Annotated in this window: 20 protein-coding genes and 1 tRNA gene; 14 read left to right on the top strand and 7 right to left on the bottom strand. The window is 67.1% G+C overall.

From position 1 onward, the window contains the following. Positions 1-584 precede the first annotated feature (584 nt). From ACIPYT_RS14365 to ACIPYT_RS14350, 4 genes are all read left to right on the top strand, one after another. Positions 585-3,065 carry a hypothetical protein gene (locus ACIPYT_RS14365; RefSeq protein WP_401075560.1) on the top strand — a complete coding sequence of 827 codons (2,481 nt, stop codon included), beginning with the start codon at positions 585-587 and terminating at the stop codon, positions 3,063-3,065. Further along, a complete protein-coding gene (locus tag ACIPYT_RS14360) occupies positions 3,065-4,516 on the top strand; it encodes a DNA polymerase (protein WP_401075557.1) in 1,452 nt (483 codons plus the stop codon). Before ACIPYT_RS14365 ends, ACIPYT_RS14360 begins: the two co-directional genes overlap by 1 nt. Positions 4,517-4,717: 201 nt before the next feature. Continuing rightward, complete coding sequence (locus ACIPYT_RS14355) at positions 4,718-5,017, top strand: hypothetical protein (protein ID WP_401075555.1); 300 nt, start codon at positions 4,718-4,720, stop codon at positions 5,015-5,017. A gap of 86 nt (positions 5,018-5,103) precedes the next feature. Further along, a complete protein-coding gene (locus tag ACIPYT_RS14350) occupies positions 5,104-5,493 on the top strand; it encodes a hypothetical protein (protein ID WP_401075552.1) in 390 nt (129 codons plus the stop codon). On the opposite strand, the gene ACIPYT_RS14345 is transcribed toward ACIPYT_RS14350, so the two are convergent. The 3 genes from ACIPYT_RS14345 to ACIPYT_RS14335 form a co-directional block, all read right to left on the bottom strand. After that, positions 5,490-6,620: a DNA N-6-adenine-methyltransferase gene (locus ACIPYT_RS14345; RefSeq protein WP_401075549.1), complete on the bottom strand. Its 1,131-nt coding sequence runs from the start codon at positions 6,618-6,620 to the stop codon at positions 5,490-5,492. The genes ACIPYT_RS14350 and ACIPYT_RS14345 overlap by 4 nt on opposite strands. A gap of 102 nt (positions 6,621-6,722) precedes the next feature. After that, positions 6,723-7,775 carry a tyrosine-type recombinase/integrase gene (locus ACIPYT_RS14340; protein ID WP_401075546.1) on the bottom strand — a complete coding sequence of 351 codons (1,053 nt, stop codon included), beginning with the start codon at positions 7,773-7,775 and terminating at the stop codon, positions 6,723-6,725. Positions 7,776-7,951: 176 nt separating this feature from the next. Further along, positions 7,952-8,236: a helix-turn-helix transcriptional regulator gene (locus ACIPYT_RS14335; RefSeq protein WP_401075543.1), complete on the bottom strand. Its 285-nt coding sequence runs from the start codon at positions 8,234-8,236 to the stop codon at positions 7,952-7,954. Between the two features lie 239 nt (positions 8,237-8,475). Here ACIPYT_RS14335 and ACIPYT_RS14330 point away from each other — a divergent pair, with 239 nt between their 5' ends. From ACIPYT_RS14330 to ACIPYT_RS14310, 5 genes are all read left to right on the top strand, one after another. Continuing rightward, positions 8,476-8,760 carry a CFI-box-CTERM domain-containing protein gene (locus ACIPYT_RS14330; RefSeq protein WP_401075680.1) on the top strand — a complete coding sequence of 95 codons (285 nt, stop codon included), beginning with the start codon at positions 8,476-8,478 and terminating at the stop codon, positions 8,758-8,760. A gap of 308 nt (positions 8,761-9,068) precedes the next feature. Further along, positions 9,069-9,488 (top strand): hypothetical protein, encoded by a 420-nt coding sequence (locus tag ACIPYT_RS14325; protein ID WP_401075540.1) that lies wholly within the window; start codon positions 9,069-9,071, stop codon positions 9,486-9,488. Between the two features lie 313 nt (positions 9,489-9,801). Then, the gene (locus tag ACIPYT_RS14320) at positions 9,802-10,707 is read left to right on the top strand and encodes a hypothetical protein (protein ID WP_401075537.1); all 906 of its coding nucleotides are present in this window, start codon (positions 9,802-9,804) and stop codon (positions 10,705-10,707) included. A gap of 75 nt (positions 10,708-10,782) precedes the next feature. Continuing rightward, complete coding sequence (locus ACIPYT_RS14315; protein WP_401075534.1) at positions 10,783-12,021, top strand: PASTA domain-containing protein; 1,239 nt, start codon at positions 10,783-10,785, stop codon at positions 12,019-12,021. 186 nt (positions 12,022-12,207) lie between these two features. After that, positions 12,208-13,209 carry a DUF3644 domain-containing protein gene (locus ACIPYT_RS14310; RefSeq protein WP_401075531.1) on the top strand — a complete coding sequence of 334 codons (1,002 nt, stop codon included), beginning with the start codon at positions 12,208-12,210 and terminating at the stop codon, positions 13,207-13,209. Between the two features lie 352 nt (positions 13,210-13,561). On the opposite strand, the gene ACIPYT_RS14305 is transcribed toward ACIPYT_RS14310, so the two are convergent. Then, positions 13,562-13,634: transfer RNA gene (locus ACIPYT_RS14305), tRNA-Ala, on the bottom strand. 134 nt (positions 13,635-13,768) lie between these two features. Here ACIPYT_RS14305 and ACIPYT_RS14300 point away from each other — a divergent pair. Genes ACIPYT_RS14300 through ACIPYT_RS14290 form a run of 3 tightly spaced genes read left to right on the top strand, consistent with a single transcriptional unit; the run spans position 13,769 to position 16,792 of the window. Further along, entirely contained in the window at positions 13,769-14,872 is a 1,104-nt protein-coding gene (locus ACIPYT_RS14300; protein ID WP_401075528.1) for a flavin-containing monooxygenase, read from the top strand. Positions 14,873-14,913: 41 nt separating this feature from the next. Then, on the top strand, positions 14,914-15,570 hold the full coding sequence (locus ACIPYT_RS14295; RefSeq protein ID WP_401075526.1) for an SDR family oxidoreductase: 657 nt from the start codon (positions 14,914-14,916) through the stop codon (positions 15,568-15,570). 4 nt (positions 15,571-15,574) lie between these two features. Next, on the top strand, positions 15,575-16,792 hold the full coding sequence (locus ACIPYT_RS14290; protein WP_401075523.1) for a glycoside hydrolase family 3 N-terminal domain-containing protein: 1,218 nt from the start codon (positions 15,575-15,577) through the stop codon (positions 16,790-16,792). 7 nt (positions 16,793-16,799) lie between these two features. Here ACIPYT_RS14290 and ACIPYT_RS14285 read toward each other — a convergent pair whose 3' ends face one another. Genes ACIPYT_RS14285 through ACIPYT_RS14275 form a run of 3 tightly spaced genes read right to left on the bottom strand, consistent with a single transcriptional unit; the run spans position 16,800 to position 19,369 of the window. Next, entirely contained in the window at positions 16,800-17,660 is an 861-nt protein-coding gene (locus ACIPYT_RS14285) for a 3-methyladenine DNA glycosylase (protein ID WP_401075520.1), read from the bottom strand. Between the two features lies 1 nt (position 17,661). Next, positions 17,662-18,687, bottom strand: a complete 1,026-nt coding sequence (locus tag ACIPYT_RS14280) for an App1 family protein (RefSeq protein WP_401075517.1) — start codon at positions 18,685-18,687, stop codon at positions 17,662-17,664. A 4-nt stretch (positions 18,688-18,691) separates the two neighbouring features. After that, positions 18,692-19,369, bottom strand: coding sequence for a DedA family protein (locus ACIPYT_RS14275; RefSeq protein WP_401075515.1), 678 nt, complete (start codon positions 19,367-19,369; stop codon positions 18,692-18,694). A 41-nt stretch (positions 19,370-19,410) separates the two neighbouring features. Here ACIPYT_RS14275 and ACIPYT_RS14270 point away from each other — a divergent pair, with 41 nt between their 5' ends. After that, positions 19,411-20,715, top strand: coding sequence for an anthranilate synthase component I family protein (locus ACIPYT_RS14270; RefSeq protein ID WP_401075512.1), 1,305 nt, complete (start codon positions 19,411-19,413; stop codon positions 20,713-20,715). Positions 20,716-20,749: 34 nt separating this feature from the next. Beyond that, the gene (gene leuS / locus ACIPYT_RS14265; RefSeq protein WP_401075677.1) at positions 20,750-23,323 is read left to right on the top strand and encodes a leucine--tRNA ligase; all 2,574 of its coding nucleotides are present in this window, start codon (positions 20,750-20,752) and stop codon (positions 23,321-23,323) included. The last annotated feature ends 36 nt before the right edge of the window (positions 23,324-23,359 follow it).

Raw genomic sequence — 23,359 nt, 5'->3', positions numbered from 1 at the left:
AGCCCGGATGCCTTCGCGGCCAGGCATCCCGCAGTTGTGAGCTGACCACTGCGAGCCTTTCCTCCGTGTGATTCCGCAGACCTCAGTGTCCAAGCGCAGTGACAGCTCTAGAAGCGACTCAGGTTACTGGAGAGGTTGAGGAACGTCGTCCGTCGCAGTGGGATGTCACCGATTGTGCACTCACTGCGCGCTGAGCAGGTAGTCCGCGTCTTTCTGGGTGAACTTGGCGTGCAGTTGATCGGCCCGAACTGTGCTCAATGGGCATGGTGATCCGCTGGGTTCGGATTCGATGTCTGATCTGGCCTCGGCTTCAGCCGGGCACGACCCAGCTGCCGAGCAGGCCGAGCGGTGGTGTCTGAGCCGTTCGTCTTCTCCGAAGCACGCGCATAGGGGCAGCGTCGCACCCGCTCCGGCGGTGTCGTCTCCAGGCAGAACAGCTCCGCAACTCGACTACATCTCGAGTTTTCGGACCTCGCGCATAGGGGGCACATCGCTCGCCGGAAGGGGAGCGACACGACCCGCTCACACCGCCCGGTGGAGCAACAGCCGCAGACCAGTGGCTGTCCAACTCCAGGAAGACGAACATGTCCAATACCCACACCGCCGCGGACAGCGGCACCATCACCCCCTTCACCATCCCTGACCCCGCTGGCGTTGGTCGCGCTAGCGAGCCTTCGACCGGACAGGCCCTCGACGGTACCTGGAGGCCCCGACGGGCCGACACCGGCGCGGAGGCACCGCGTGAGGGGCTGGCCACGCCCAGCTCCTCACGCATCCACCTCATCGCACCTGACCTGACCGTGCTCGAGCTCGACAAGGTCGGAGTCCCGGCCAGACGACTCGAGGGAGGCGCGGTCGACGTCGTGCTCGGAGACGGACTCGCGGCGTTCCGCCTCCCCTCCCACAACGACGAGTGGTTGCACGACGCCATCGGGAGCACGGGGGCGCAGAAGGTCCTCGACAGCATCGAGTGGGTCGAGGAGGACAACGACTGGAAGTACCTCCTCGTGTGCATCGACGACTCGTCCACGATGCCGGCGCACGCCACCATCCAGTCGGGGCAGCGTGTCGCCGAGCTGATGACGACCGGAGTCGTGCCGTTGGCGGACCTTGCCCACGGCACTCGAGGCGCGGTCACGACGCTGACGGAGCCCGAAGCGCTCCGTCTGGGGGCGATGCTCGACTGGGGCTCCGAGGTATCGACGGCTCCCACCCCGTACGCGGTCGACCTTCGAACGCTCCCCTCGCACGTCGCGGTAGCGCGCGATGAGTACAACCGAGCGAACCCGTCCCTCACCGCTCGCGACGGACAGCTGCTCACCGCATTCGACCTCATCGACGAGGTGCCGGAGAAGGCACTCGAGGTTCTCGAGAAGACCGGGGTCTTCAACCACCGCAGCCCCTACATCTGGGGAGCCACTCGACAGAACGTCGCCATCGACGAAACGGTCGACCGGATGGTGACGCGCATCGCCGACATCATCGCGACCGCAACCCAGCAGGCAGACAGCCGACTTCCGCTGGTCTTCACCGAACCGGGGACTGCGGGAAGCAGCGCCCGCCTGGTCAGCGTCACCCCCTCGGGTGAAGTCATCCGCTGGGACACGCAGCAGGACGTGCACGTCCTGCTGCTGCACGCCATCCAGCCCATGACCACCACCAAGGACGGACAGCGCCCGACGAGCAACATCCCGAGCGGCCTGCTGGGTGCGGTGCTGATGCGCCTGCGCGCCGTGTGCCCGGTCGTCGAACACATCGTGTTCGAGCCGTCCATCATCGGTGACCGTCTCGTGACGACGCCCGGGTATCACCCCGCCGAGCGCACGGTCCTCATCATGCCTCACCGCGCTCGCGCACGGTGGGAGGGCCAGTACGAAGTCCCGGAACACCCGACCGAAGACGACGCGCAGCGCGCGTTCGAGAAGCTCGACGAGCTGTGCGCAGACTTCCCCTGGGCTGGCCCGCGCGACCGTGCCAGGATGATGGCGGCGATGCTCACGAGCGCAGCCCGCTCGGCCGTGACCATGAGCCCCGGCTTCGCCTGGGATGCCTCGGAGCCCGGAACCGGCAAGAGCTACGCCGCTCAGGCATGCCGGCTGCTCGGGCAGGGTTCGAAGGCGTTGACTGCGTGGACCCTCGGTCGCGGCGCGGACGTCGAGAACGAGAAGCGACTCGGCGCCGCCCTGCTCACCAGGTCCACGCGTTTCTTCCACAACGACGAGGTCCGTGGTCCCCTCGGCAGCCCATTCATCGGAAAGGTCATCACCGCCGAAGACGGAGCCGAAACCATCCGCGAGCTCGGTGTCAGCCGACTCATCCCCGTCACCGGCATCATCACGACTGCGTGCGGGAACAACATCACCATCGCAGACGATGGTCCCCGGCGGTGGGTCACCATCCGCATGGAGAAGCCGCTCTTCCAGATGGCCCTCGGACGCGACTACACGCACCCCGACCTGGCCGGCTACATCGCCGAGAACCGCCCCGCACTCGTCGCCGCCGCTCACACTATGGTGCTGCGCGCCATTCAGCAGGGACCCGCGTTCGACATCCCCACGATGAACTTCTCGTCCATCTGGTCGGAGCGAATCCTCGGAGCTCTGAGCTGGGTGAGGAAGGGTGAGACGTCTGTCGCGACCCAGGCCATCGAAGGATGGGAGAAGGACGTGGCCGGCGCCGACCCGATGGTGGAGGCATGGGGACCCGCGCTCGAGTACGCATGGAAGGTGGTGGACCGCCCGCTGGCGGCCAGCGAGTTCGCCATGGCGGTCTTGACCAGTCCGCTCGACCTGTATGTCCCGGAAGACCTGACCGGAGTCGGTCCCAGGCAGCGCGGGGCACGCTGGTCCCAGGCGCTGAAGGGTCTGCGCGGTCGCAAGGTCTTCGTCGGCGAGCGCGTGTTCATCGTCAACGTAGTCGACAACAACGGTCGCCTCCGATTCCAGGTCAACGCGCACGACATCCGCGCCCTCCACCGGGGCGAAGTCGAACCGCTCGTACGAGAACCGCTCACGCCCGACGAGCGGAAAGCACGCGACGCGCGCATGAAGAGGGAGGTGTACTGATGCGGTACCTCACGCCTACCTCCGGAGCGGACTTCATCGCCTGGCTCGACAACGCACCCAAGCCGGTGGTCGGATACGTCCGCGCGAACGAACTCATCATCGCGGGGGAGTGGACCGTGGACCTCCGCGCTCACGGCGCCTACGTCGAGCAGCTCTGGACCGACTTCGCTCCCGACCATAGGCTCTGGACCCGGACCTCATCCGTGACCGAGCTCATCAAGAAGAGCGGTGTGCCCGGCTGGATGTGGGTACGCAACGCGACGACACCGTGGCTGGTCCACCACAGCTCCAAGGGAGCCGAGCCGACTGGAACCGCAGAGGCCTTACTGAGCGCGGCGCGCACCGACCCCAGCGCCGGACGCTACGCCATCGAGACCTCACGCTTCGAGGCGGTGCTCGCCAACGCCACCGCGCGAGGCATTCGAGTCGACGTCGAGCAGCTCGACGCGGTGGTCAACGGGATGGAGGGCGTCCGTCGGCAGGTGCAGGACCTGATGACGTTCGACCCGGTGGACCGGGCGAACCAGGCAGCGGTCGTGCGCTGGCTTGCGGAGCGCGGCGTCCATGTCGACGGCCCGTCCAGCGATGACTGGGGAGGTCGCCGAGTCGAGAACGATGCCGCGGCCCTCGCAGCCGCTGACATGTACGAGAACGTCCTGCACATCCGGCGACGTCTCCCCAAGGCGCGCGAGCTCAAGGCAGCGACGCGACGTGGGAAGGTGCACACGAAGCTGACACCGTTCGCGCAGGTCAGCGGTCGCGTGTCGTCGACGGGCCCCGCGCTCAACAACGTCGCGAAGGACATGCGTTCCCTTCTCGTCGCGCGTCCCGGGCATGTGCTCGTCACCGCGGATTATGACGGGGTCGAACCGAGGGTTCTGGCTGCTCTCAGCGGGGACGAGGTGCTCGCGCACGACCTGGCCAACGGTGACCCGTATGTGAGTGCGGCTGAGCGTGCCGGGTTCAACGGAGTGGAGTTCCGGAAGACCTTCAAGCTCATCATGATTTCCACGATGTACGGTGCGACCGCGGGACGCACTGCACGCATGCTGGGAAGCTCCACGTCGGAGGCGCATGCCGTCCGAAACTCACTGTGGGACCCATACCCCGTCGCCAAGAACTGGCTCAACGCCCAGCGCGGCACCGAACGGTTGCGGCTCGAGAGCGGGCGGATGATGGGCATCGTCGAGAGGAAACATGCCCGAGCGAACCTCCTCATCCAGTCGACCGCGTACGACCTGTTCCAGAAGTCCGCGCTCGACGTTCACGACAACCTCCCGGCCGGAGCGCACATCTGGCTGCCCATGCACGACGAGCTCATCATCGAAACCCCGGAGCGGGAGGTGGAGACCGTGATGGATGTGCTCGGACGGTTCATGCCGACGAGATGCCGCGAGGTCGCCATCAACGCCTCACCGGTCGTCCTCGGACCGCATTGGCGAGCCCTCTGAGCACGCTCGAACGGAGGCGTCGGGGCGGACGAGACCTCACCGTCCGCCCCGACGAGCAGCCGACGAGATGGTCTCGCTCCGGTACCCGAGATGCACAAAGCCCATCGGTGACTCTGTCGTGACCACGTTCCCGACGCGCACCGCGCATAGAGAAGCAAAGGGCAAGAGCCCGACCCCGCACACACGAAAGAGGAATTAACCATGAACGCATACGAAGCCGCCGACTTCATCGAGGAGTGCCAGCTCGAGGACGCCGTTGGAGAACTCTCGCCGCAGCAAGTCGCGTACCTCGACAAGACCCTGCCGGACTGGCGCGACGTCGATGCAGAGGCGATGCGTACGGAAGCGTGGCTCCAGGAGCTCAACGTCGGATACTCCTCGTCGAAGGAAAGCGCGACGACCTGGTTGCAGAGGCAGCAGCAGCGTGCCCGGGCAGGGGCTCTGCCGCGCGAGCGGCGAGCGAAGCTCGACGAAGCACTGCCGGGTTGGTTGACGGCCTAACGCCTTGAACCGGCGCGGTGCGATAGCGCACCGCGCATAGATGAAGAGGAGGCGACCTTCCTCCGACCGACTTCTATTGGAGAACCATGCACATCGACGCGACCTTCCTGTCCAACTTCCTCACGGAAAGCCTCGTTCAAATCGACCAGGGCGAGAGGTATATCGACCGCCTTCTCCGTGACAACGGCGAAGTGCTCCTATTCTGCTTCTACCCCAACGATTCGGTTCGCACGTCTCAGTTCGTCGAAGACACGCTCTCAGACCCGTTCTGTGCCACGGGCATCCATGTGATGGTCGTGGAGGACCTGCCTCGCCAGACGGGGCCCCGCGCGGACCACCTGCGTCGCGTGCGGGTGGTCTCAGCGGGCCAGGTCGTCTTCGACCGGGTCATCACGGTGGGCGCGAGCCACGTCGAGTTGGTTCGGTGGTACAACGGCGACGCCGCGTTTGACCTCACCCTTCCTTCCGTAAGCTAATCCAAATCGGGCGCACGTTCGACAAGGAGCGAAGCTCCCTCAGGAAGCGTGGGGCGAATGGCTTCCGTCGGCGAGTACGCCACGAACACGACCCCCACGTCTCCGAAATGGGCGTGGAGACGCGACGCGTCGACACCCACACCGACGAGGATGCTGGCGAACGGCGCTTCAGAGCGCGTTCCCGCGTCCCAGCGTTCGCGTGCCGGATTGCCCATACCGGGTTCGAAGGTCAGGTGGCCTCGGAACTCGAGTCGGGGAAACTGTGCGAGCGCCTGCTGCCAATGAGCTCCGGGCCGCGCGGGAAGGAGCAGTAGCGCCGCTTCAATGGACCCCGTCTCCCACTCGTCGACAACGCGTCGTGTCCAGTCGCCTGGACCTCGCCCTCCGACTCCGTATGGCGGATTCACCCAGAGGCGTGATGGAGATCCGTCGGGGTTGGCCCAGCTGGCCTGCGCGAGGGCGTCATCCTCAGCAGTTAGGCTCCACCGCGCTGGAACGTTGCCTTCCGGAGCTGCAGCGACGTCGCCGTCGATCCGCCCCATGCAGGCAGCAGCTCGCTCGAGTACCCATGGGGGAGTGAGCCATGAGTCCGAGGAAGACGAGCGTCGATGCGTGAAGAACAGCGCTGCCGCTGCCTGACGATCAGTCCGTTCGGCGCGGACGTTCGCCGCCGCCGCGGTCACACTCATCTCTCCGTTCGCGACAGCTCGGATGATCGCCTCGTCGCCGGATGCCATGACGACTGATCCGTCACGAACGAGACGTTCTGACACGCCAGCAGACCGCGCCGCCTCGGCTTGCGTCGGAGCAATCGGCACGCCTGCCGCTAGGCCCGATATTCCGCCGCGCTGTCTCGTGGCGAGCGCACCGGCGGCCAGCGCCCGCTGGGACGGGCTGAGGTGTCGACGATGCACGTTGAGCGACATGACGAGTGCTCGTGCTTCTTCTTCGGTGCCATCGAATCTGGTCGTGCGCAGATTCGATCCCAAGCGCTCGACTGCTTGCGCGCGGTGCCGGCCGTCGAGAAGCCAGGTGACGTCATCCGCGTCGGTCCACACTGTCGCCGGTTCGCGCTGCCCGTGCGCCGCGATGTCGTGCGTCAGAGACTGCAACTCGTCATCTGCCATGCGAGGAAGCAGATCCGCGAACGGGTGTATGGGGAACTGCGTACGCACTCACTCAGCCTAGGTGCGCCTCGTCGTTGTCGGCGTCGCGAGGCGCACCACGGCTTAGAGCTCGACTTCTCTGACGGGCCCTGTGTCGGCGAACACGGACAGCACGGAGCGCACGTCGGGAGCCTCGGGATTCCGGCGAGCATAGTGCCGCTCCGTGACTCCGGTCTCGCGCTGGCCGAGGAGACGCGCCGCCGTCACGACGTCAGTCTCGTCTGCGACGACGGTCGCCACTGCGCGACGAAGCGCGTGTGCGCCCATCTCTCCATGGACGGCGAAGCCAGACTCCTCGCTGAGGGCCCAGTCCCTGACCTTCCACAGCTGCACGCGCCACTGGTGAGGACCCGTGGGAGCCCCCGAGTTCGTTTCGAACACGTACCTCGTGCGACCGACGCTCTCCGTTCTCCGTCGCTTCAGAGTCGCCGTGAGTGCGTCGTCGATGAAGAACGTACGCTCCGACTTCATCACCTTCGGTCCGGGCTGCCAGTGCTTCTTGATGCCGTGCCCCTCGACGACCGTTCCAAGCACTTCGAGCGTCGGGGAGGGGCCGTCGAGGTTGAGGTCGGACCAGCGAAGGCCGAGAACTTCCCCGATGCGAAGGCCGGTTCCGAGGATGATGTCGATGGCGTCGAGCAGGAGAGGAGTCGGCCGTGGCCCCATCCTCCCCGGGCGGTCTCGATACGCGCGAGCTGCATCGCGAAGGAGCTGCACGTCGCTCACCGCCGGCACGTACTTCATCTGCGTCGGGGGACGCTTCATCCGGAACTCGACCGCGACGTTGCCCTGCACCAGGTCATCTTCCGCTGCGAAAGCCAGAATCTCACGGAGAGCGCTCACCACCTGACGCGCGGTTGCCTTCTTGTCCTGTGCGACGAGTGCGGCGTGATGACGCTTCACGGCGCCCACAGTCAGCTGGCGAAGAGTCATCCCGCCCAGCGCGGAGCCGACGATGTGCTTCCGAATGGTCCGGACCTTGTTCGAGACCGACTGGGCCTTGTCGCTACCTGTTCGGTGGGGGAGTGCATTGAGGAACTCTGCGGCGAGCTCGTTGACGGTCGAGTCAGGAGTCAGAGGCGAAGCCCCGATTGCCGCTCCGCTTCGGTCGGTCATCCGCGCGGACGCCTTTTCGCGTGCAGCGCGGACTGCGAGACTCTTGGTGCGCCCCGTTGCAGATGTGCGAGCCAGCTCGCCGTCATGACGTCGGAAGCGAACACGCACCTGATAGCCACCGTCGACCGCTCGAACGGAGGGCTCCCCGATTTCGCCGGGCTTGAGCGCTGCGCGAGTCATGCTGCCACCGCCTGTTCATCGCGGAACGCGAGCACGTCGGTGCGACGGTAGACCACGCGGCCACCGAGGCGGAGCGGCTTCGGTCCCTTGCCGAGGCAGCTCCAGTTTCGAAGCGTTTTCGGCTTCACACGCAGGTACTGCGCGGTCTCGGCGAGGGTCAGGAGGTCCGGCAGCTCCTCCTCGCGCATGTGCACGGGAGGCACTTCGGGTCCTGGAGCGGCGTTCTGCTCCGCGACGATTGCCGCCAGTTGGATGATTGCGTTCAAGTCGGGGGTAGTCATACCTGCTCTATGCGCGGTCTCGACGGGAGTGATGCGACACAGCTTGTGGGGCCCGCAAGCGAGGACGAGAGCCTGCTCAAGGGCCGGGATCAGGAGGGTGGCCACGTTCCGCAGACGCTGCTCGGCTGCCGACGGGGATCCGATCTCGCGGGGGCGCTACCATCTGCGCTGCGCGCACCGATACGAGTTGCAGCGGAGGCGATGGGCCGACGAAGGCATGTCTCTGATACACGACGAAGCTGAGGCTGGGGAGTTGTGTCGCGGCTGCGGACTGCCGGTCATCGACGGACGGAGATTATGACGCTCCTGAGGTGGTCGTGCTCAGACGGTGGCGCGATACAAAGCTCCGGGCATCGGCGTTGGGTTGCCAGATGATCCGGTTCTATTACGCCTCTTCACCACACCGCGTGAGCAGATTTGGCTCGCGGAACTGGTTTGTGGCCTCGTCTCGCGCCGGCCTTGACCGTATTGTCGTTCGTCTTCAGCGTTCCGGATACTCCGCAACACCATACGACGGCGACTGACGTGCGGGGCTGATGCACGAATCGGTGACAACTGATCGGTGAGGATTCGTACTCGCTGGGGACAGAGCCGATAGCCTGCTGAGAATCCCACTACGCCGAAAGGTCTCTGTCGCCATGCCTCTGATTCCCCAGCAGGATGCCCTATACGTTGAAGGCCCGTATGGCGGACGGGATCCTTTGTCGTTCGAGACGGCGTTCGCGGAGCTGCGGCGCCGCCTGGAATCGTACCCACCGATGAGGATCGTGTCGTTGCAGCAAGGGTTCAAACTGACAGGTTACTGCCTCACGGCGGTCGTGGAGAGTGTCTGATGTCGGATGATCGCCGATACGACGAGCGCCCGCCCGCACGACCCAGCGACCCGGAGTCTGCCCTGCCGCAAAAGCCAACAGAGCCATCAAAGCAGCCCGGTTGCTTCCTTCTGGTCCTCGTGTTCATCGCGATTGTGGTCCTCGGCGCACTTGCGGCCATGGGGATCCCCAACCTTGTTAGGGGGGAGCCCTTCTTCGGTTCCCAGCAGCCGGACGTCCGGCAGCAGGTACGTGAGGCCGCCGACAAGTACTTCGGCGAGAGCAATATGAACTCGATCTATGTCACCGGCACGAGCCGGCTCTGCAACGACCTAGAGGCCGGGATGGCAGCAGAGCAGTCGCTGGTAGACGCCGATCCAGTCACGGCGGCGTTCTACACAGAGATCGCCGTGCCGATCATGTGCCCGGAGTTGCGATGATCGCGCTACAAATAGACACGGCCGCGACGCGTGCGCGGACGCTCATGCTCGTGATAATGGCCGCTGGAAGCGGCGTGAGAGGCATCCGTAGTTCAGGGGAGAGTTAACGCGAGCGGCCGCCCCCGACGAAAGCCCCCGCCGTCATCAGGCTGATTGCTGAACTCGCGTTCAAGTCGTTATCTCCATTCGCTGTGGAATGTCTGTGGATCCCACTAGATTGAGGTTGTCCATCCGGACACTGGGGGAGTCACAGGGGCCACGGGTCCCGCGCCATTCGCGCGCGCCCCCGCAAGAACACAGCACCTGGAGAATCATGACCAACGTCCCGCCCCCGGCTCCCGACGCGCAGCCGGCGCCCGCCCCCGAGTACGCACAGCCCGCACCGAGCGCGCAGCCGACGCCCGACGCCGCGTACCCGCAGGCTCCCGCCGAAGTCACCCCGGCGACGAAGAAGCAACGCAACATCCCGGGCCTCATCGCCCTCATCGTGTCCGCCGTCGGCTTCATCTTCGCCTGCATCCCCGGCGCGCTCATCGTCGGCTGGGTGCTGCTGCCCATCGGCTTCATCCTCGGCATCGTCTCGCTCTTCCTCAAGGGCAAGGTGAAGTGGCAGGGCGTCACCGCCATCATCGTCTCCATCGTGGGCACTATCATCGGCATCATCGTCTTCACCGTCGTCGTCGCCACCGCGTTCAACGACGCATTCGGCGGCTCGGACGTCGAGGTCGGATCCCCGACGACCGTCACCGAGGAAGCCGACGCTCCCGCCAATGACGAGAGCGCCGCGGCCGAGGCCGGCACGCGCGAGAACCCCATCGCCCTGGGCACCCCGTTCTCGTCTTCGGACTGGAAGGTCGTCGTCAACTCCGTCACCCTCGACGCGAACGCGCAGATCGCCGCGGAGAACCCGTACAACGAGGCCCCGGACGCGGGCTCCGTCTTCATCCTCGTCAACTACACCGTCACGTACATCGGCACCGACCCCGAGGGTCAGATGCCCGCGTTCGTCGGCCTCGACTACGTCACCGCTGATGGTGTGACCATCGACCCGCTCGAGAAGCTCGTCCTCGCCCCCGAGGCGATGAACAGCACCTCGCCGCTGTACGAGGGCGCGTCGGCGACCGGTAACTACGCCATCCAGGTCCCGAGCCCTGTGGACGGCGTCCTCGCGGTCCGCGCCGGCATGATCACCGACAAGGTGTTCGTCGCCGTCCAGTAGCACACGAGCAGGGGAGGGTCGTGTCACACGTGCCGGCCCTCCCCGAACCAGCAACTCTGAATCCAAGGAGCAACGGTGGTAGATGAGTCTTCGGGTGCAGAGCCCGGCACCCAGATGCCCGGTGACGATCCGGAAACACAAGCGACTGAACGCGGCACGCTCTTGGAGGGGATTCGTTCCCGGATCCGCAAGCGCTCGATCCTGGTCGGCGGGATCATCGTCGCAGGAGTGGTCGCGCTCGGGCTCGTTGCGTTCGTCATCCTCGACCACGTCACCCGGGTGTCGGTTCCGGTCGTCGAACAGCAGACCCTCGCTGACGCCACGGCCGCCCTCGACGGCGTCGAGCTCCGGAGCGTCTTCCACACCGATTCGGCGTTCTGCGAAGATGACGACCGCGGACCCGAGTTCTGCGTGGTGACTTCTCAAACCCCAGCCGGGGACGAGCGTGTTCATGCGGATGAAGTTGTGACACTTGAGGTAGTCCCGTCCGAAGTCTCGATCCCGGACTTGGACGGGATGACCTACGGCGATGCGGTCGACGCTGGCGCCGAAGTCGCACTTCAGGTGCTGCCTTCGGATACCTCCGACAGCCTCATCGACGGATACGAGGATTGGACAGTCCTCACCCAAGCCGAGCGCGGAACCTCGACCGCCGGATCCAACCTCAGGGTCACACTCGACCGTCCCGTCGCCGACGCCCCCGCAGTTATCGGAACCAACCTGCAGGGGGCACTTGACACGCTCACGGCTGCCGGGTTCCTGGCGGTGGTGTCCTCGGATCCTGGCGACCCGTACGACCCCGCCTGGGTCGTGACTGCGACCGACCCGGAGATCATCGAAGGCAAGCTACCCGTGGCCAGCAAGGTCTCACTCTCGTGGGGAGTGCAACTGCCGAGCGTCGTCGGGATGACGGACCTTGCAGCGAACAACGCGCTCTCGAACGCCAAACTGACCGTGACTGGTTCGAAGTCCAGCTCGCAGGCGGTCGCCGCTCAAGATCCCGCCGCCGGCACCGTGCTTAAGCCCGGCGATACCGTGACCATCACCCTCGAACCGCCGTCCACCGTGTACGAAGTCGTGTCGAACGGAAGTCGAGGAACGGTCACCTGGGCGCCACCGAACAGCTTCAGCATCAGCCAGGCGGGCGACACTCCGTTACCGTGGCGAATGTCCTGGCCGACCGACTCCGGCTACCGCAACTTCAACGCCCAGATCATGGACGGCAACAGCGTCACCTGCAACATCTACGTCAACGGTCAACTGGTCAAGACAGCCACGTCCACGGGACGCTATGCGGTCGTCAGTTGTGGTTAGGCGAGATGCATTGCGGGTCCGGGCTTCATTCTGGGACAGCTTCGCTCGCGTCGTGAGCAAGACGGAGTTAGAGATCGACTCCGTCGAGAACGGCGCGATGTTCTTGCGAGAAGCAGCCGCTGAAGTTCCGGCTCCATGCTGACCCGACCCGCTGGCCAACCGAAAGCTCGAGCGAGGAGTCCACTGATGAGCGCGCCGTATGTCTCGATCAAGCGATTGGTCGACAACTCGCTCGCCGGGATGCTCGCGGCTGTCGAGGTGTACAACAAGCCGCAGATGACGTACCGCGATGAGGTAACCGTCATGCTGATCGTCAATGCATGGGAGCTGGCGCTCAAAGCCACGCTGCGTCAGAAGAACAGATCGATTTTCTACCCGAAGAAGCGCGGCGAACGCTACCGATCTATCGCGATTGACGATGCGCTTGGCCGAGTCGCCGCCAGCAAACTGTGGCCGGCGGACATCGATGGCCCTGCCGTCATGGCCAACGTCAAAGCACTTGCCGAGTATCGGGATCGGGCGATACATCTCTATAACGCGCAGGGCCTCGGTGCAGTCATCTACCCCTTCCTGCAGCAGAACATCCTGAACTACCGAGACTTCATGGTCGCCAAGTTCAAAAAGGACTTGGCCGACTCGATGACCTGGCAGTTGCTCCCGCTTGGAGCGACGGCCCCAGCAGATGCAGTGCAGTTCATGAAGGTGGACAAGAACGCCACGATGGTCGCCGAAGTCGAGGACTTCATCACTGAACTTCGTCACCTGATGGATGATGTGCAGGCGACAGGCGGCGACATGGGGCGTGTGGCGACCGTCTACGACATTCACATGCAGTCGCAGAAGAAGATGAGCAGCGCGGATCTCGTGGTTGCTGTCTCGCCGACCGCTGACGGGCAGATTGCGATCCGTAAAACCGACCCCAACCAGACGCATCCGTTCAGTGCGACCAAGCTGCTCGAGAAGGTCAACGAGAAGCGCACAGGGCGCAAGCTGACGAGCCGTGATCACCAGGCGTTGTGTTGGCAGTATCAACTCCGCGAGAACCCGAAGTACGCCTGGAAGCACACCATCGGTGGATCGCACTCGTGGTCGGGTGAGACGGTCGCGTACATGGTCTCACTGACCGACGAGCAGTATGACGCCGCCCGAAAGGGATACAGTGCGAGCCTTCGTGAAGCCGTGAAGTGATCGGCTCGTCCCTCGTCCCGATCCTGCGTCACTCCGGGATAGATCTCGGCGACGCGCTCGTGATTTGCCATCGTGCTTAGGACAGCGTCAAGATATCGGTCCCCGCGGCATTCACGCGGAATCGACCGACGCTGAAATCCCCGCGCGTACAGATAACTGTCGAGAGCTCGGCATAGGCCCTGCGCCGGAACAATCCTCAAGTTCCCGAGACATCCCGACATGTCCCGCGGGAGCCGCCGAGAAGACCGTGGCGACGAATGAGGGCAGGGCGGTGGAATATTGCCCGCATTCTCGCGTTCCGGAAACGCACGTCGACACAAGAAAACCCGCGATATCTCGCGGGTTTCTTTCGTGGACCTGAGGGGACTCGAACCCCTGACCCCCTGCATGCCATGCAGGTGCGCTACCAGCTGCGCCACAGGCCCAGAACTGCTTCCGATCGCTCGGAGCAACTCGAACAGCGTACTACACGGATCGCGCGCAACACCAATCGGGCCGTGCCATCCGGGCGCGTCGCGGACAGCGGAACAACAGCGCCGCCGTCGGCGTTGACGTGTGCGTGGACATCCTCGACAGCGTGGTGATCGGCGCAGGGCAGGCGGGCCTGTCGGCCTCCTTCCATCTGACCCGTCTCGGCATCCGTCACGTGGTGCTCGACGCCGACGCGGCGCCGGGTGGCGCGTGGCAGCACCGGTGGGACGCGTTGACGATGCGCGACGTGCACGGGGTCGCAGAGCTTCCCGACGATCGGCCTCCCGCACGCGACGGCCAGCGGGCGAACATCGTGGTGCCGGCGTCTTTCGCGGCCTATGAAGCAGCTCACGATCTGCCGATCATCCGGCCGGTGCACGTCGACCGCGTCGACGACGAGAGCGGCATCCTCGTGGTGCGGGCCGGCGACCGGGAGTGGCGTACGCGCACGCTGGTGAACGCGACGGGCACGTGGACGCAGCCGTTCCTTCCGCACTACCCGGGCATGGAGACGTTCCTCGGTGAGCAGTTCCACACCGTGGAGTACCCCGGTCCGGAGCACTTCCGCGGGAAGAGGGTGCTGGTCGTGGGCGGCGGAGCGTCGGCCGTGCAGTTCCTCGGTGCACTCGCCCCGCTCACCGACACGCTCTGGGCGACGCGCACCGCTCCCGTCTGGCGCACCGACGAGTTCACGACGGAGGCCGGCGCCGCGGCGGTCGCGCTCGTCGAGCAGCGTGTCGCACAGGGCCTCCCGCCGCAGAGCGTCGTGAGCGTCACCGGGCTGAAGCTGCGCGCGCAGGAGCGCGAGGCCGAGCTCCTCGGAGCGTACGCCGATCGGCGCCCCATGTTCTCGCGCATCGAGCCCGACGGAGTGCGCTGGGCCGACGGATCGTTCGAGCGCGTCGACGCGATCCTGTGGGCCACGGGCTTCCGCCCCGCGATCAGCCATCTCGCGCCGCTGCATCTGCGCAGCGCGGCCGGCGGTATCCAGCTCGACCGCAACGGTCGCGGCACGACGGCGGTCGCCGATCCGCGCATCCAGCTCGTCGGCTACGGACCCTCGGCGAGCACGATCGGCGCCAACCGCGCCGGGCGTTCGGCGGCGACGGGCGTGCGTCGAGCGCTCGCGTCGGCGACCGATGCGCCGGTGCTCGCGGCGTCGTCCGCGGCCGACGGCGTTCCGACGAGCTGACCCCGGAGCCGACGTCGGCGGGGGCGCGTAGGGTGAAACACATGTCGCGCATCCTCGTCTTCGGCGGCCACGGCCGCATCGCCCTGCTGCTCGCCCCTCTGCTCGTCGCCCGCGGTGACGAGGTCACCGCGGTCGTCCGCAATCCCGACCACGTGGCCGAGGTCGAGCAGACCGGCGCGCACGCGCTGGTCGCCGATGTCGAGAGTCTCGACACGCCCGGCATCGCCGAGGTCGTCCGCGGGCACGACGCGATCGTGTGGTCGGCCGGTGCGGGCGGCGGCTCGCCCGAGCGCACGTACGCGGTCGACCGCGATGCCGCGATCCGCAGCATGGATGCTGCGGTGGATGCCGGCGTCCGGCGCTACGTGATGGTGTCGTGGATCGGCTCGACGGCCGACCACGGCGTGCCGGAGGGTGACTCGTTCTTCCCCTACGCGGACGCGAAATGGGCCGCCGACGAGCACCTCCGCGCGGTCGACCTCGACGGCACGATCCTCGGCCCCGGAACCCTCACGTTCGACGATCCCACCGGCCGTATCCTCATCGACCCCGAGGGGCGGGGCGAGGTGTCGCGCGCCGATGTCGCCGCCGTGATCGCTGCGACCGTCGGCACGCCGTCGACGTACGGTCGCACCATCCGCTTCGGCAACGGCACCGCCGAGACGTCGACCCCTATCGCCGACGCTCTCAGCGCCTGACGCCATGCGTGCGGTGCGGTTCGGGGCGCTGCTGACGGCACTGGCCGTCGGCGCGGCAGCGCTGCCGTCCGGCTCCGCCGCCGCGGCGGTCTCCGAGGTCGACGCGGACTCTCGAACCGTCGACGCGGCGGTCATCGTGCCGACCACGACATCGTCCGGCGACGATCCGCTGCACACCCGCGCCGCAGCGGTCGTCGCCGACATGACGACGCAGGAGCAGGCGGCGTCGGTCGTCATGGGGCACATCCCGACCACCGACGCCGGTGCTCTCGCGAGCTACATGCAGCAGGGGCTCGGCGGCTTCCTGCTGATGGGCGCGAACATCCCCGACGACGAGTCCCAGCTCGCATCCCTGACTGCCGCCCTCACGAGCGACTCCGCACTCCCGCCGCTCATCGCGATCGATCAGGAGGGCGGGATCGTGTCGCGTCTCGATGCCGACCAGTATCCGGCGTCCACGACGCTGAAGTCGCTGCCCGTCGAGGCGACCGCGGCGGCCTTCTCGGCGCGGGTGGCGCTGCTCGTGCGAGCGGGGATCGACGTGAACTTCGGCACCGTGGCGGATGTGACCGCCGACCCCGCGTCGTTCATCTACGGCCGAGCTCTCGGCACCGACCCAGCGACGGCCGCAGAGCGCGTCGCGGCAGCCACGACCGCGCAAGAGCCGGTCGTGGCGTCGACGCTCAAGCACTTCCCGGGCCACGGCGCGGCCCCCGGCGATTCCCACCACGCGATCCCGACCACGGACGAAAGCCTCGAGCAGTGGCGTGCGAGCGACGCCGTGCCCTTCGCGGCCGGGATCGACGCCGGAGCGTCGCTGCTCATGTTCGGGCACCTGTCGTACACGGCCGTCGATGCCGCCCCCGCGTCGCTCTCGCCCGCCTGGCACGCGATCGCCCGCGACGAGCTCGGCTTCGACGGCGTGATCGTCACCGACGATCTCGGGATGCTGCAGTCCTCCGGCCTTCCCGAGTACGCCGATCCGGTCGCGAACGCCGTCACCGCGTTGGCCGCGGGGAGCGACCTGCTGCTCATGGTCGCCGGATCGACGCCCGAGACGGCCGGCGACATGGTCGACGGGATCGTCGCGGCCGTCGACTCGGGCACGGTCTCGGCCGATCGATTGGCCGAGGCGGCGACGCGGGTCATGGCGCTGCGGATGCAGAACGCCGCGGCGCCCGCGCAGTGGTCGCTGTGCGGCGACTGCGAACCGGCGACGTGAGCCCGGGTCAGGTGGTGGCGGCTGAGACGCCGAGCCAGGAGTCGAGCAGTCGCACGCGCAGCTCGGCACCCCGCTCGGCGAATCCGCGCTGACGACGCACGTACTCGGCCTTGCCCTCTGGGGTCTCGATCGCGACGGGCACGACGCCCCATGCAGCGAGGTCGTACGGTGCGGCCTCCATGTCGAGCAGACGGATGTCGCGCGCGAGCTCGAACGTGTCGAGCAGCAGGTCGCCCGGTACGAGAGGACCGAGCTTCAGTGCCCACTTGTACAGGTCCATGCCGGCGTGGAGGCATCCGGGCTGTTCGATGAGCGGCTGGTCATCGCGGCTGAGCGTCGTGCGGTTGCGCGGAACGGCCTCGGGCGTGAAGAAGCGGTAGGCGTCGAAGTGTGTGCAGCGCAGCTCGTGGCTCTCGATGACTCGATCGGTGCCGTCACGGCCGAGGCGCAGAGGCACCGGATGCCGGTTCTCCTCGGCGCGGTAGACCATCGCCCATTCGTGCAGACCGAAGCATCCGAACTGTGCGGGGCGGGAGGCGGTGCGCCGCAGCATCCGCTCGACCAGGTCTGCGAGCGCAGGCTTCTCTGCGGCGAAGACCGCCGCATCCGGCACGGCTCCGTCGACCGTCTCACCGGGGGAGTACCAGCGCCAGGCCCGCCGTTCGACGGCGTCCGCGAGCTCCACTCCCGCGCCGGGGTGCCATCGACGAAGCTGCGCGGGCTTGTACGAGTAGTAGGTGAAGAGGAAGTCCCACACCGGGTGCTTCTCGCCGCGGGACGCTCGTTCGCGATGCTCAGCGGTGAGCGCGTCGGCGCGCTCCCGGTGCGCCGTCTCGCGCTCCGCCCACTCCGATCGCGAGAGGATCATGTCAGTCGATGATGCCGGCTTCGCCGAGCAGGTCGCGGAGCCCGGCGCCGTCCTCGGCGCTGACCCAGGGCGCGACGTCCTCGGAATGCGGCTCGCGCCCTGCGCGTCCACCGGCGAGCACCGCTTCTGCGGGGAGCAGTCGACGGATCGCGACCCCGGCGACCGCATCGGGATGCTCCTCCATGAACTGCGTGTAGATGGCCTCGTCGTGCTGCCCGTCGTCGCCGATCAGCAGCCACTTCACGTGCGGGAACTCGGCGGCGAGGCGGCGCAGGTTCGTGAGCTTGTGCTCGCGGCCACTGCGGAACCACCGGTCGTGCGTGGGACCCCAGTCGGTCAGGAGCATCGAGCCCGAGGGGAAGAGGTGGCGACCCAGGAAGCGTCGGAGCGTGGGCGCCACGTTCCATGCACCGGTCGACAGGTACACCATCGGCGCACCGGGATGCTGGCGCAGCAGCTGGTCGAGCAGCACGGCCATCCCCGGTACGGGCAGACGCGCATGCTCGTCGACCACGAACGAGTTCCAGGCGGCGATGAACGGGCGGGGGAGCGCGGTGACCATGACCGTGTCGTCGACGTCCGACAGCACGCCGAAGCGCGTGGACTCCGACACCACGAACACGGTCGCCTCCACGGGCTCCTGACCTTCGACCGAGAAGGTGAACGTCTGCCAGCCGGGCTCGAGCCGGGCCTCGATCACCGCGTCCACGACGCCGCCGCGGTCGGCGACCACGTGATGCACGGCGTCGCCGACCTGCACCGTGACCTTGGCGAAGCTCACCGGGATGCCGACGAAGCTCCGCCATCCGCGTACGCTCGCGGGCTCGCCGTTCTTGGTGCTCCGCTGCGGCGGGACGATCAGCACTCTGCCGAGCACACGCACCCAGCCGGGACCGCCGTATCCGGGGAAGGGCAGGATCGTCGCCGTGCGACCGTGGCGGCGCGCTCGACCCTCCCGCCACACGTGGAAGCGGTGCTCGAGGCGCGCGAACCAGTGGATCCGGGGCGCCGGGGGTGCGGAAGCCATTGCTTCAGTCTTTCACGTCCGCATCGCTCGGCGCGCCCGCGTCGGGGGCATCGATATGCCGGGACTCCAGTCGAGTCAGGAGCTTCTTGCCCAGGAAGACGAGGAGGAGGAACGCCGCGATGACCCCGACGAAGATGTAGCCCGCGTAGTGCACGCGGTCGACGAGCTCGCGGAAGCTTCCGGCCGCGAGCGAGGTGATGCAGACGTACGCCGTCGCCCACAGCAGGCAGGCGGGCGCGGTCCAGGCGAGGAATCGGCGGTAGGAGTAGTGGCTCATGCCCACGGTCAACGGCACGAGCGAGTGCAGCACGGGTAGGAACCGCGACAGGAAGATCGCGATGCCGCCGCGTCGCGCGAGGTAGTTCTCCGCCCGCACCCAGTTGGTCTCGCCGATGCGGCGCCCGACCCACGAGTGCCGGATGTGCGGGCCGAGCCAGCGACCGAGCCAGAAGCCGATGCTCTCGCCGATCAGCGCTCCGACCACGACCGCGATGACCATGGCGACGGCCTCGAGCGGGCTCGCGACGCCCATCGACGCGATGATGACGACGGTGTCGCCCGGCACGATGAGGCCGATGAGCACGCTGGTCTCGAGCATCACTGCGACGCCCGCGATGAGCGTGCGCGTGACCGGGTCGATCGACTGGATCACGTCGAACAGCCACAGCAGCAGGTCGTCCACCCTCCGAGACTACGGGAGAGGCCGCGGCCTAGGCTGAGAAGGTGTCCGAGCGTCTGCACCGTCGGCTACTCGCGCGAGCCGTCGATCCCGAAGCGGTGTTCGTCGCGCTCGAGCGCGACGAGTCCGACATCTTCTGGTTGGACGCCGGGGCTGCCGCCGAGGGATGGAGCTACGTCGGTGTGGGGGAGGACGCGGCGTTCCCTGCGCAGGTGCGCCTCGACACGACCGAAGCCCCGACCGTTCCGCCGTTCGGGGGCGGATGGGTCGGCTGGCGGGACTACGAGAGCGGAGCGCGAGCGGCCGGAGCGCCCGTCGCGGAGAGCGGCGCCGAGTCCGAGAGCGGGGCGTGGATGCGCGTCACGCGCCTCCTCGCCGTCGACCATGGGACCGGGGACTGCTGGGCGCTCGCGTCCGACGGTGAGCTCGACGACTGGGAGCGCGTGATCCTCGCGGCGCCGGCGCCCTCGGATCCGACGGTCGCCGTCACGCGATCCCGTGCGCGGGCGCGTCACACCCCCGACGAGTACCGGATGCTGATCGAGCGGTGCCGCGAACTCATCCGCGCGGGGATCGCCTACCAGCTCTGCCTCACCACGCGTTTCACGATCGACGGCGCGCACGACCCCGTCGACATATACCGACGGCTGCGTGCGGCGACGCCCGCGCACCACGGGGGATTTCTGCGGATGAGGGGACGATCGCTGCTCAGCGCGAGTCCCGAGCAGTTCCTGCATGCCGAGGGAGGCTCGGTGCGTACGCGGCCGATCAAGGGGACGCGCCCGCGCGGTGACACCCCCGAGCGCGATGCCGAGCTGGTCGCCGAGCTCGCGACCGACGAGAAGGAGCGCGCCGAGAACGTCATGATCGTCGATCTCATGCGCAACGACCTCTCCCGCGTGTGCGTCCCCGGATCGATCCGCGTCGACGCGCTCTGGAGCGTCGAGACCTACCCCGCGGTGCACCAGCTCGTGAGCACCGTGAGCGGTACGATCGCCGACGGCGTCGATGTCGGCGGACTGTTCGACGCGACGTTCCCCGCGGGCAGCATGACGGGCGCGCCCAAGCTCTCGGCCATGACGCGTCTGCACGAGCTCGAAGGCGGCCCGCGCGGGGTGTACTCCGGATGCTTCGGCTACATCGGCACCGGTGGTCAGCTCGATCTCGCGATGGTCATCCGCAGCATCGTGATCGACGCAGACCGCGCGGTCGTCGGCGCCGGGGGCGGGATCACGTGGCGGTCGGTCGCGGCATCCGAGGTCGCGGAGGTCGCCACCAAGGCCGCGGCGCCCCTGGCCGCCCTGGGCGCGGATACGCCCGTGGCCTGGGCTTCCGATATCCTGAGCTGATCCCCTTTATCCCTTCAGATTGGTCGTGCGTTCGTTGTCTGAGCACCTGCCCACCTCTCCCGTCGACGAGGAGACCTCCTCGCCGCACGCCATCCAGGCCAAGTGGCAGAAGTACTGGGCGGAGAACGGCACGTTCCTCACGGGCGGCGACGACGACAAGCGGCCGCGGCGCTACGTGCTCGCGATGTTCCCGTACCCGTCGGGCGACCTGCACATGGGGCACGCGGAGAACTACCTGTACTCCGACATCGTCGCGCGGTTCTGGCGGCACCGGGGCCACAACGTCCTGAACCCCATCGGCTGGGACTCGTTCGGTCTGCCCGCCGAGAACGCGGCGATCCGCCAGGGCGCCGACCCGCGCGAGTGGACGTACCAGAACATCGCGCAGCAGAAGGTCGGCTTCGAGCAGTACGGCGTCTCCTTCGACTGGAGTCGTGTGCTGCACACGTCCGACCCGGAGTACTACCACTGGAACCAGTGGCTGTTCCTGAAGCTGCACGAGCGCGGATTGGCCTACCGCAAGAAGAGCCCGGTGAACTGGTGCCCCAACGACCAGACCGTGCTCGCGAACGAGCAGGTCGTCGACGGACGCTGCGATCGCTGCGGCGCGGAGGTCGCGAAGAAGAAGCTCACGCAGTGGTACTTCCGCATCACCGACTACGCCGACCGACTGCTCGACGACCTGAACCAGCTCGAGGGGCGCTGGCCGCACAAGGTGCTCCAGATGCAGCGCAACTGGATCGGCCGCTCGGTCGGCGCCGACGTCGACTTCCGCATCGAGGGACGCGACGAGCCGGTGACGGTGTTCTCGACGCGTCCCGACACCCTGCACGGTGCGACGTTCTTCGTCGTCGCGCCCGACGGAGACCTGGCGACCGAGATCGCCGCTGAAGCGCCGGATGCCGTTCGTGAGCGCTTCGCCGCGTATCTCGCCGACGTGCAGAAGACCACCGACATCGACCGGCAGTCGACCGATCGGCCGAAGACCGGTGTGTTCCTCGAGCGGTACGCGATCAACCCGGTCAACGGCGAGAAGCTGCCGATCTGGGCCGCCGACTACGTGCTGGCCGACTACGGTCACGGTGCGGTCATGGCCGTGCCCGCGCACGACCAGCGCGACCTCGATTTCGCCCGCGCCTTCGACCTGCCCGTCAAGGTCGTCGTCGACACGACCGCGCCGATCACCGGTGCCATGCCGGTGATCGAGGTCGACGATGACGGCGTGCCGATCGACGTCGATGCTCTTCTCGACGAGCAGAACCCGGCGTCCACCGGGGTCGCGCTCACGGGCGACGGCCGCATGATCAACTCGGGGCCGCTGAACGGGCTGTCGAAGCGCAACGCGATCGCCCGTGCGATCGAGCAGCTCGAAGCATCCGGCACGGGTCGCGCCGCGAAGAACTACCGCCTGCGCGACTGGCTGATCTCGCGTCAGCGCTTCTGGGGCACGCCCATCCCGATGCTGCACGCCGAGGACGGCTCGATCATCCCCGTCACCGAGGACAAGCTGCCGGTGCGGCTGCCGAGCGTCGAGGGCCTCGACCTCAAGCCCAAGGGCACGTCGCCGCTGGGCGGCGCCGAGAGCTGGGTGCGCACGGTCGACCCGGTCTCCGGCGAGCCGGTGCTGCGCGACCCCGACACCATGGACACGTTCGTCGACAGCTCCTGGTACTTCCTGCGGTTCCTGTCGCCGAACAGCGACACCGTGGCGTTCGATCCGGCCGAGGCATCGCGCTGGGCCCCGGTGGACTCGTACATCGGCGGTGTCGAGCACGCGATCCTGCACCTGCTGTACGCGCGCTTCATCACCAAGGTCCTGTTCGACATGGGTCTGATCGACTTCACCGAGCCGTTCTCGAACCTGATCAACCAGGGCATGGTCCTGCTCGACGGGCAGAAGATGTCGAAGAGCAAGGGCAACCTGGTCCTGTTCCAGGAGGAGCTCGATGCTCACGGCGCCGACGCCCTCCGCGTCGGTCTGGCCTTCGCCGGCCCGGTCGAGGACGACAAGGACTGGGCTGATGTCTCGACGACCGGCGCCCAGAAGTTCCTGTCGCGCGCCCTGCGGATCGCGCACGAGGTCACCAGCGACGTCGACGTGGTGTTCGACGGCGGAGACGCGGCCCTGCGCCGTGCGACGCACAAGCTGCTGTCCGAGGCGCCGGGACTGGTCGAGCAGACGAAGTTCAACGTGCTCGTCGCGCGACTGATGGAACTCGTGAACGTCACGCGCAAGACGATCGACGGCGCGGGCGGTGCGGGAGACCCCGCGGTTCGTGAGGCGATCGAGACGGTCGCGGTCATGCTCGACCTGATCGCCCCGCACACCGCGGAGGAGATGTGGGAGGCGCTCGGACACGAGCCCTCCGTGGGTCTCGTCACCTGGCGTTCGGCCGATCCGGTGCTGCTCGTCGAGGACTCGGTCACGGCCGTCGTGCAGGTGGGCGGCAAGGTCCGCGCCCAGCTCGAGGTGCCGGCGCGCATCGGCGAGGCGGAGCTCGAGGCTCTCGCTCGCGCCGACGAGCGCGTGATCCGCTCGATCGGCGACCGCGAGATCGTCAAGGTCGTCGTGCGTGCTCCGAAGATCGTCAGCATCGTCGTGAAGTAGCAGGCCTGTGCAGGGACGGTGATCGCACTGCCCCTG

Source organism: Microbacterium sp. NPDC089695 (assembly GCF_044749085.1).
Classification (GTDB): domain Bacteria; phylum Actinomycetota; class Actinomycetes; order Actinomycetales; family Microbacteriaceae; genus Microbacterium.
The sequence above is the reverse complement of the archived record's forward strand: the minus strand, read 5'-3'. Positions and strand labels throughout refer to the sequence as shown.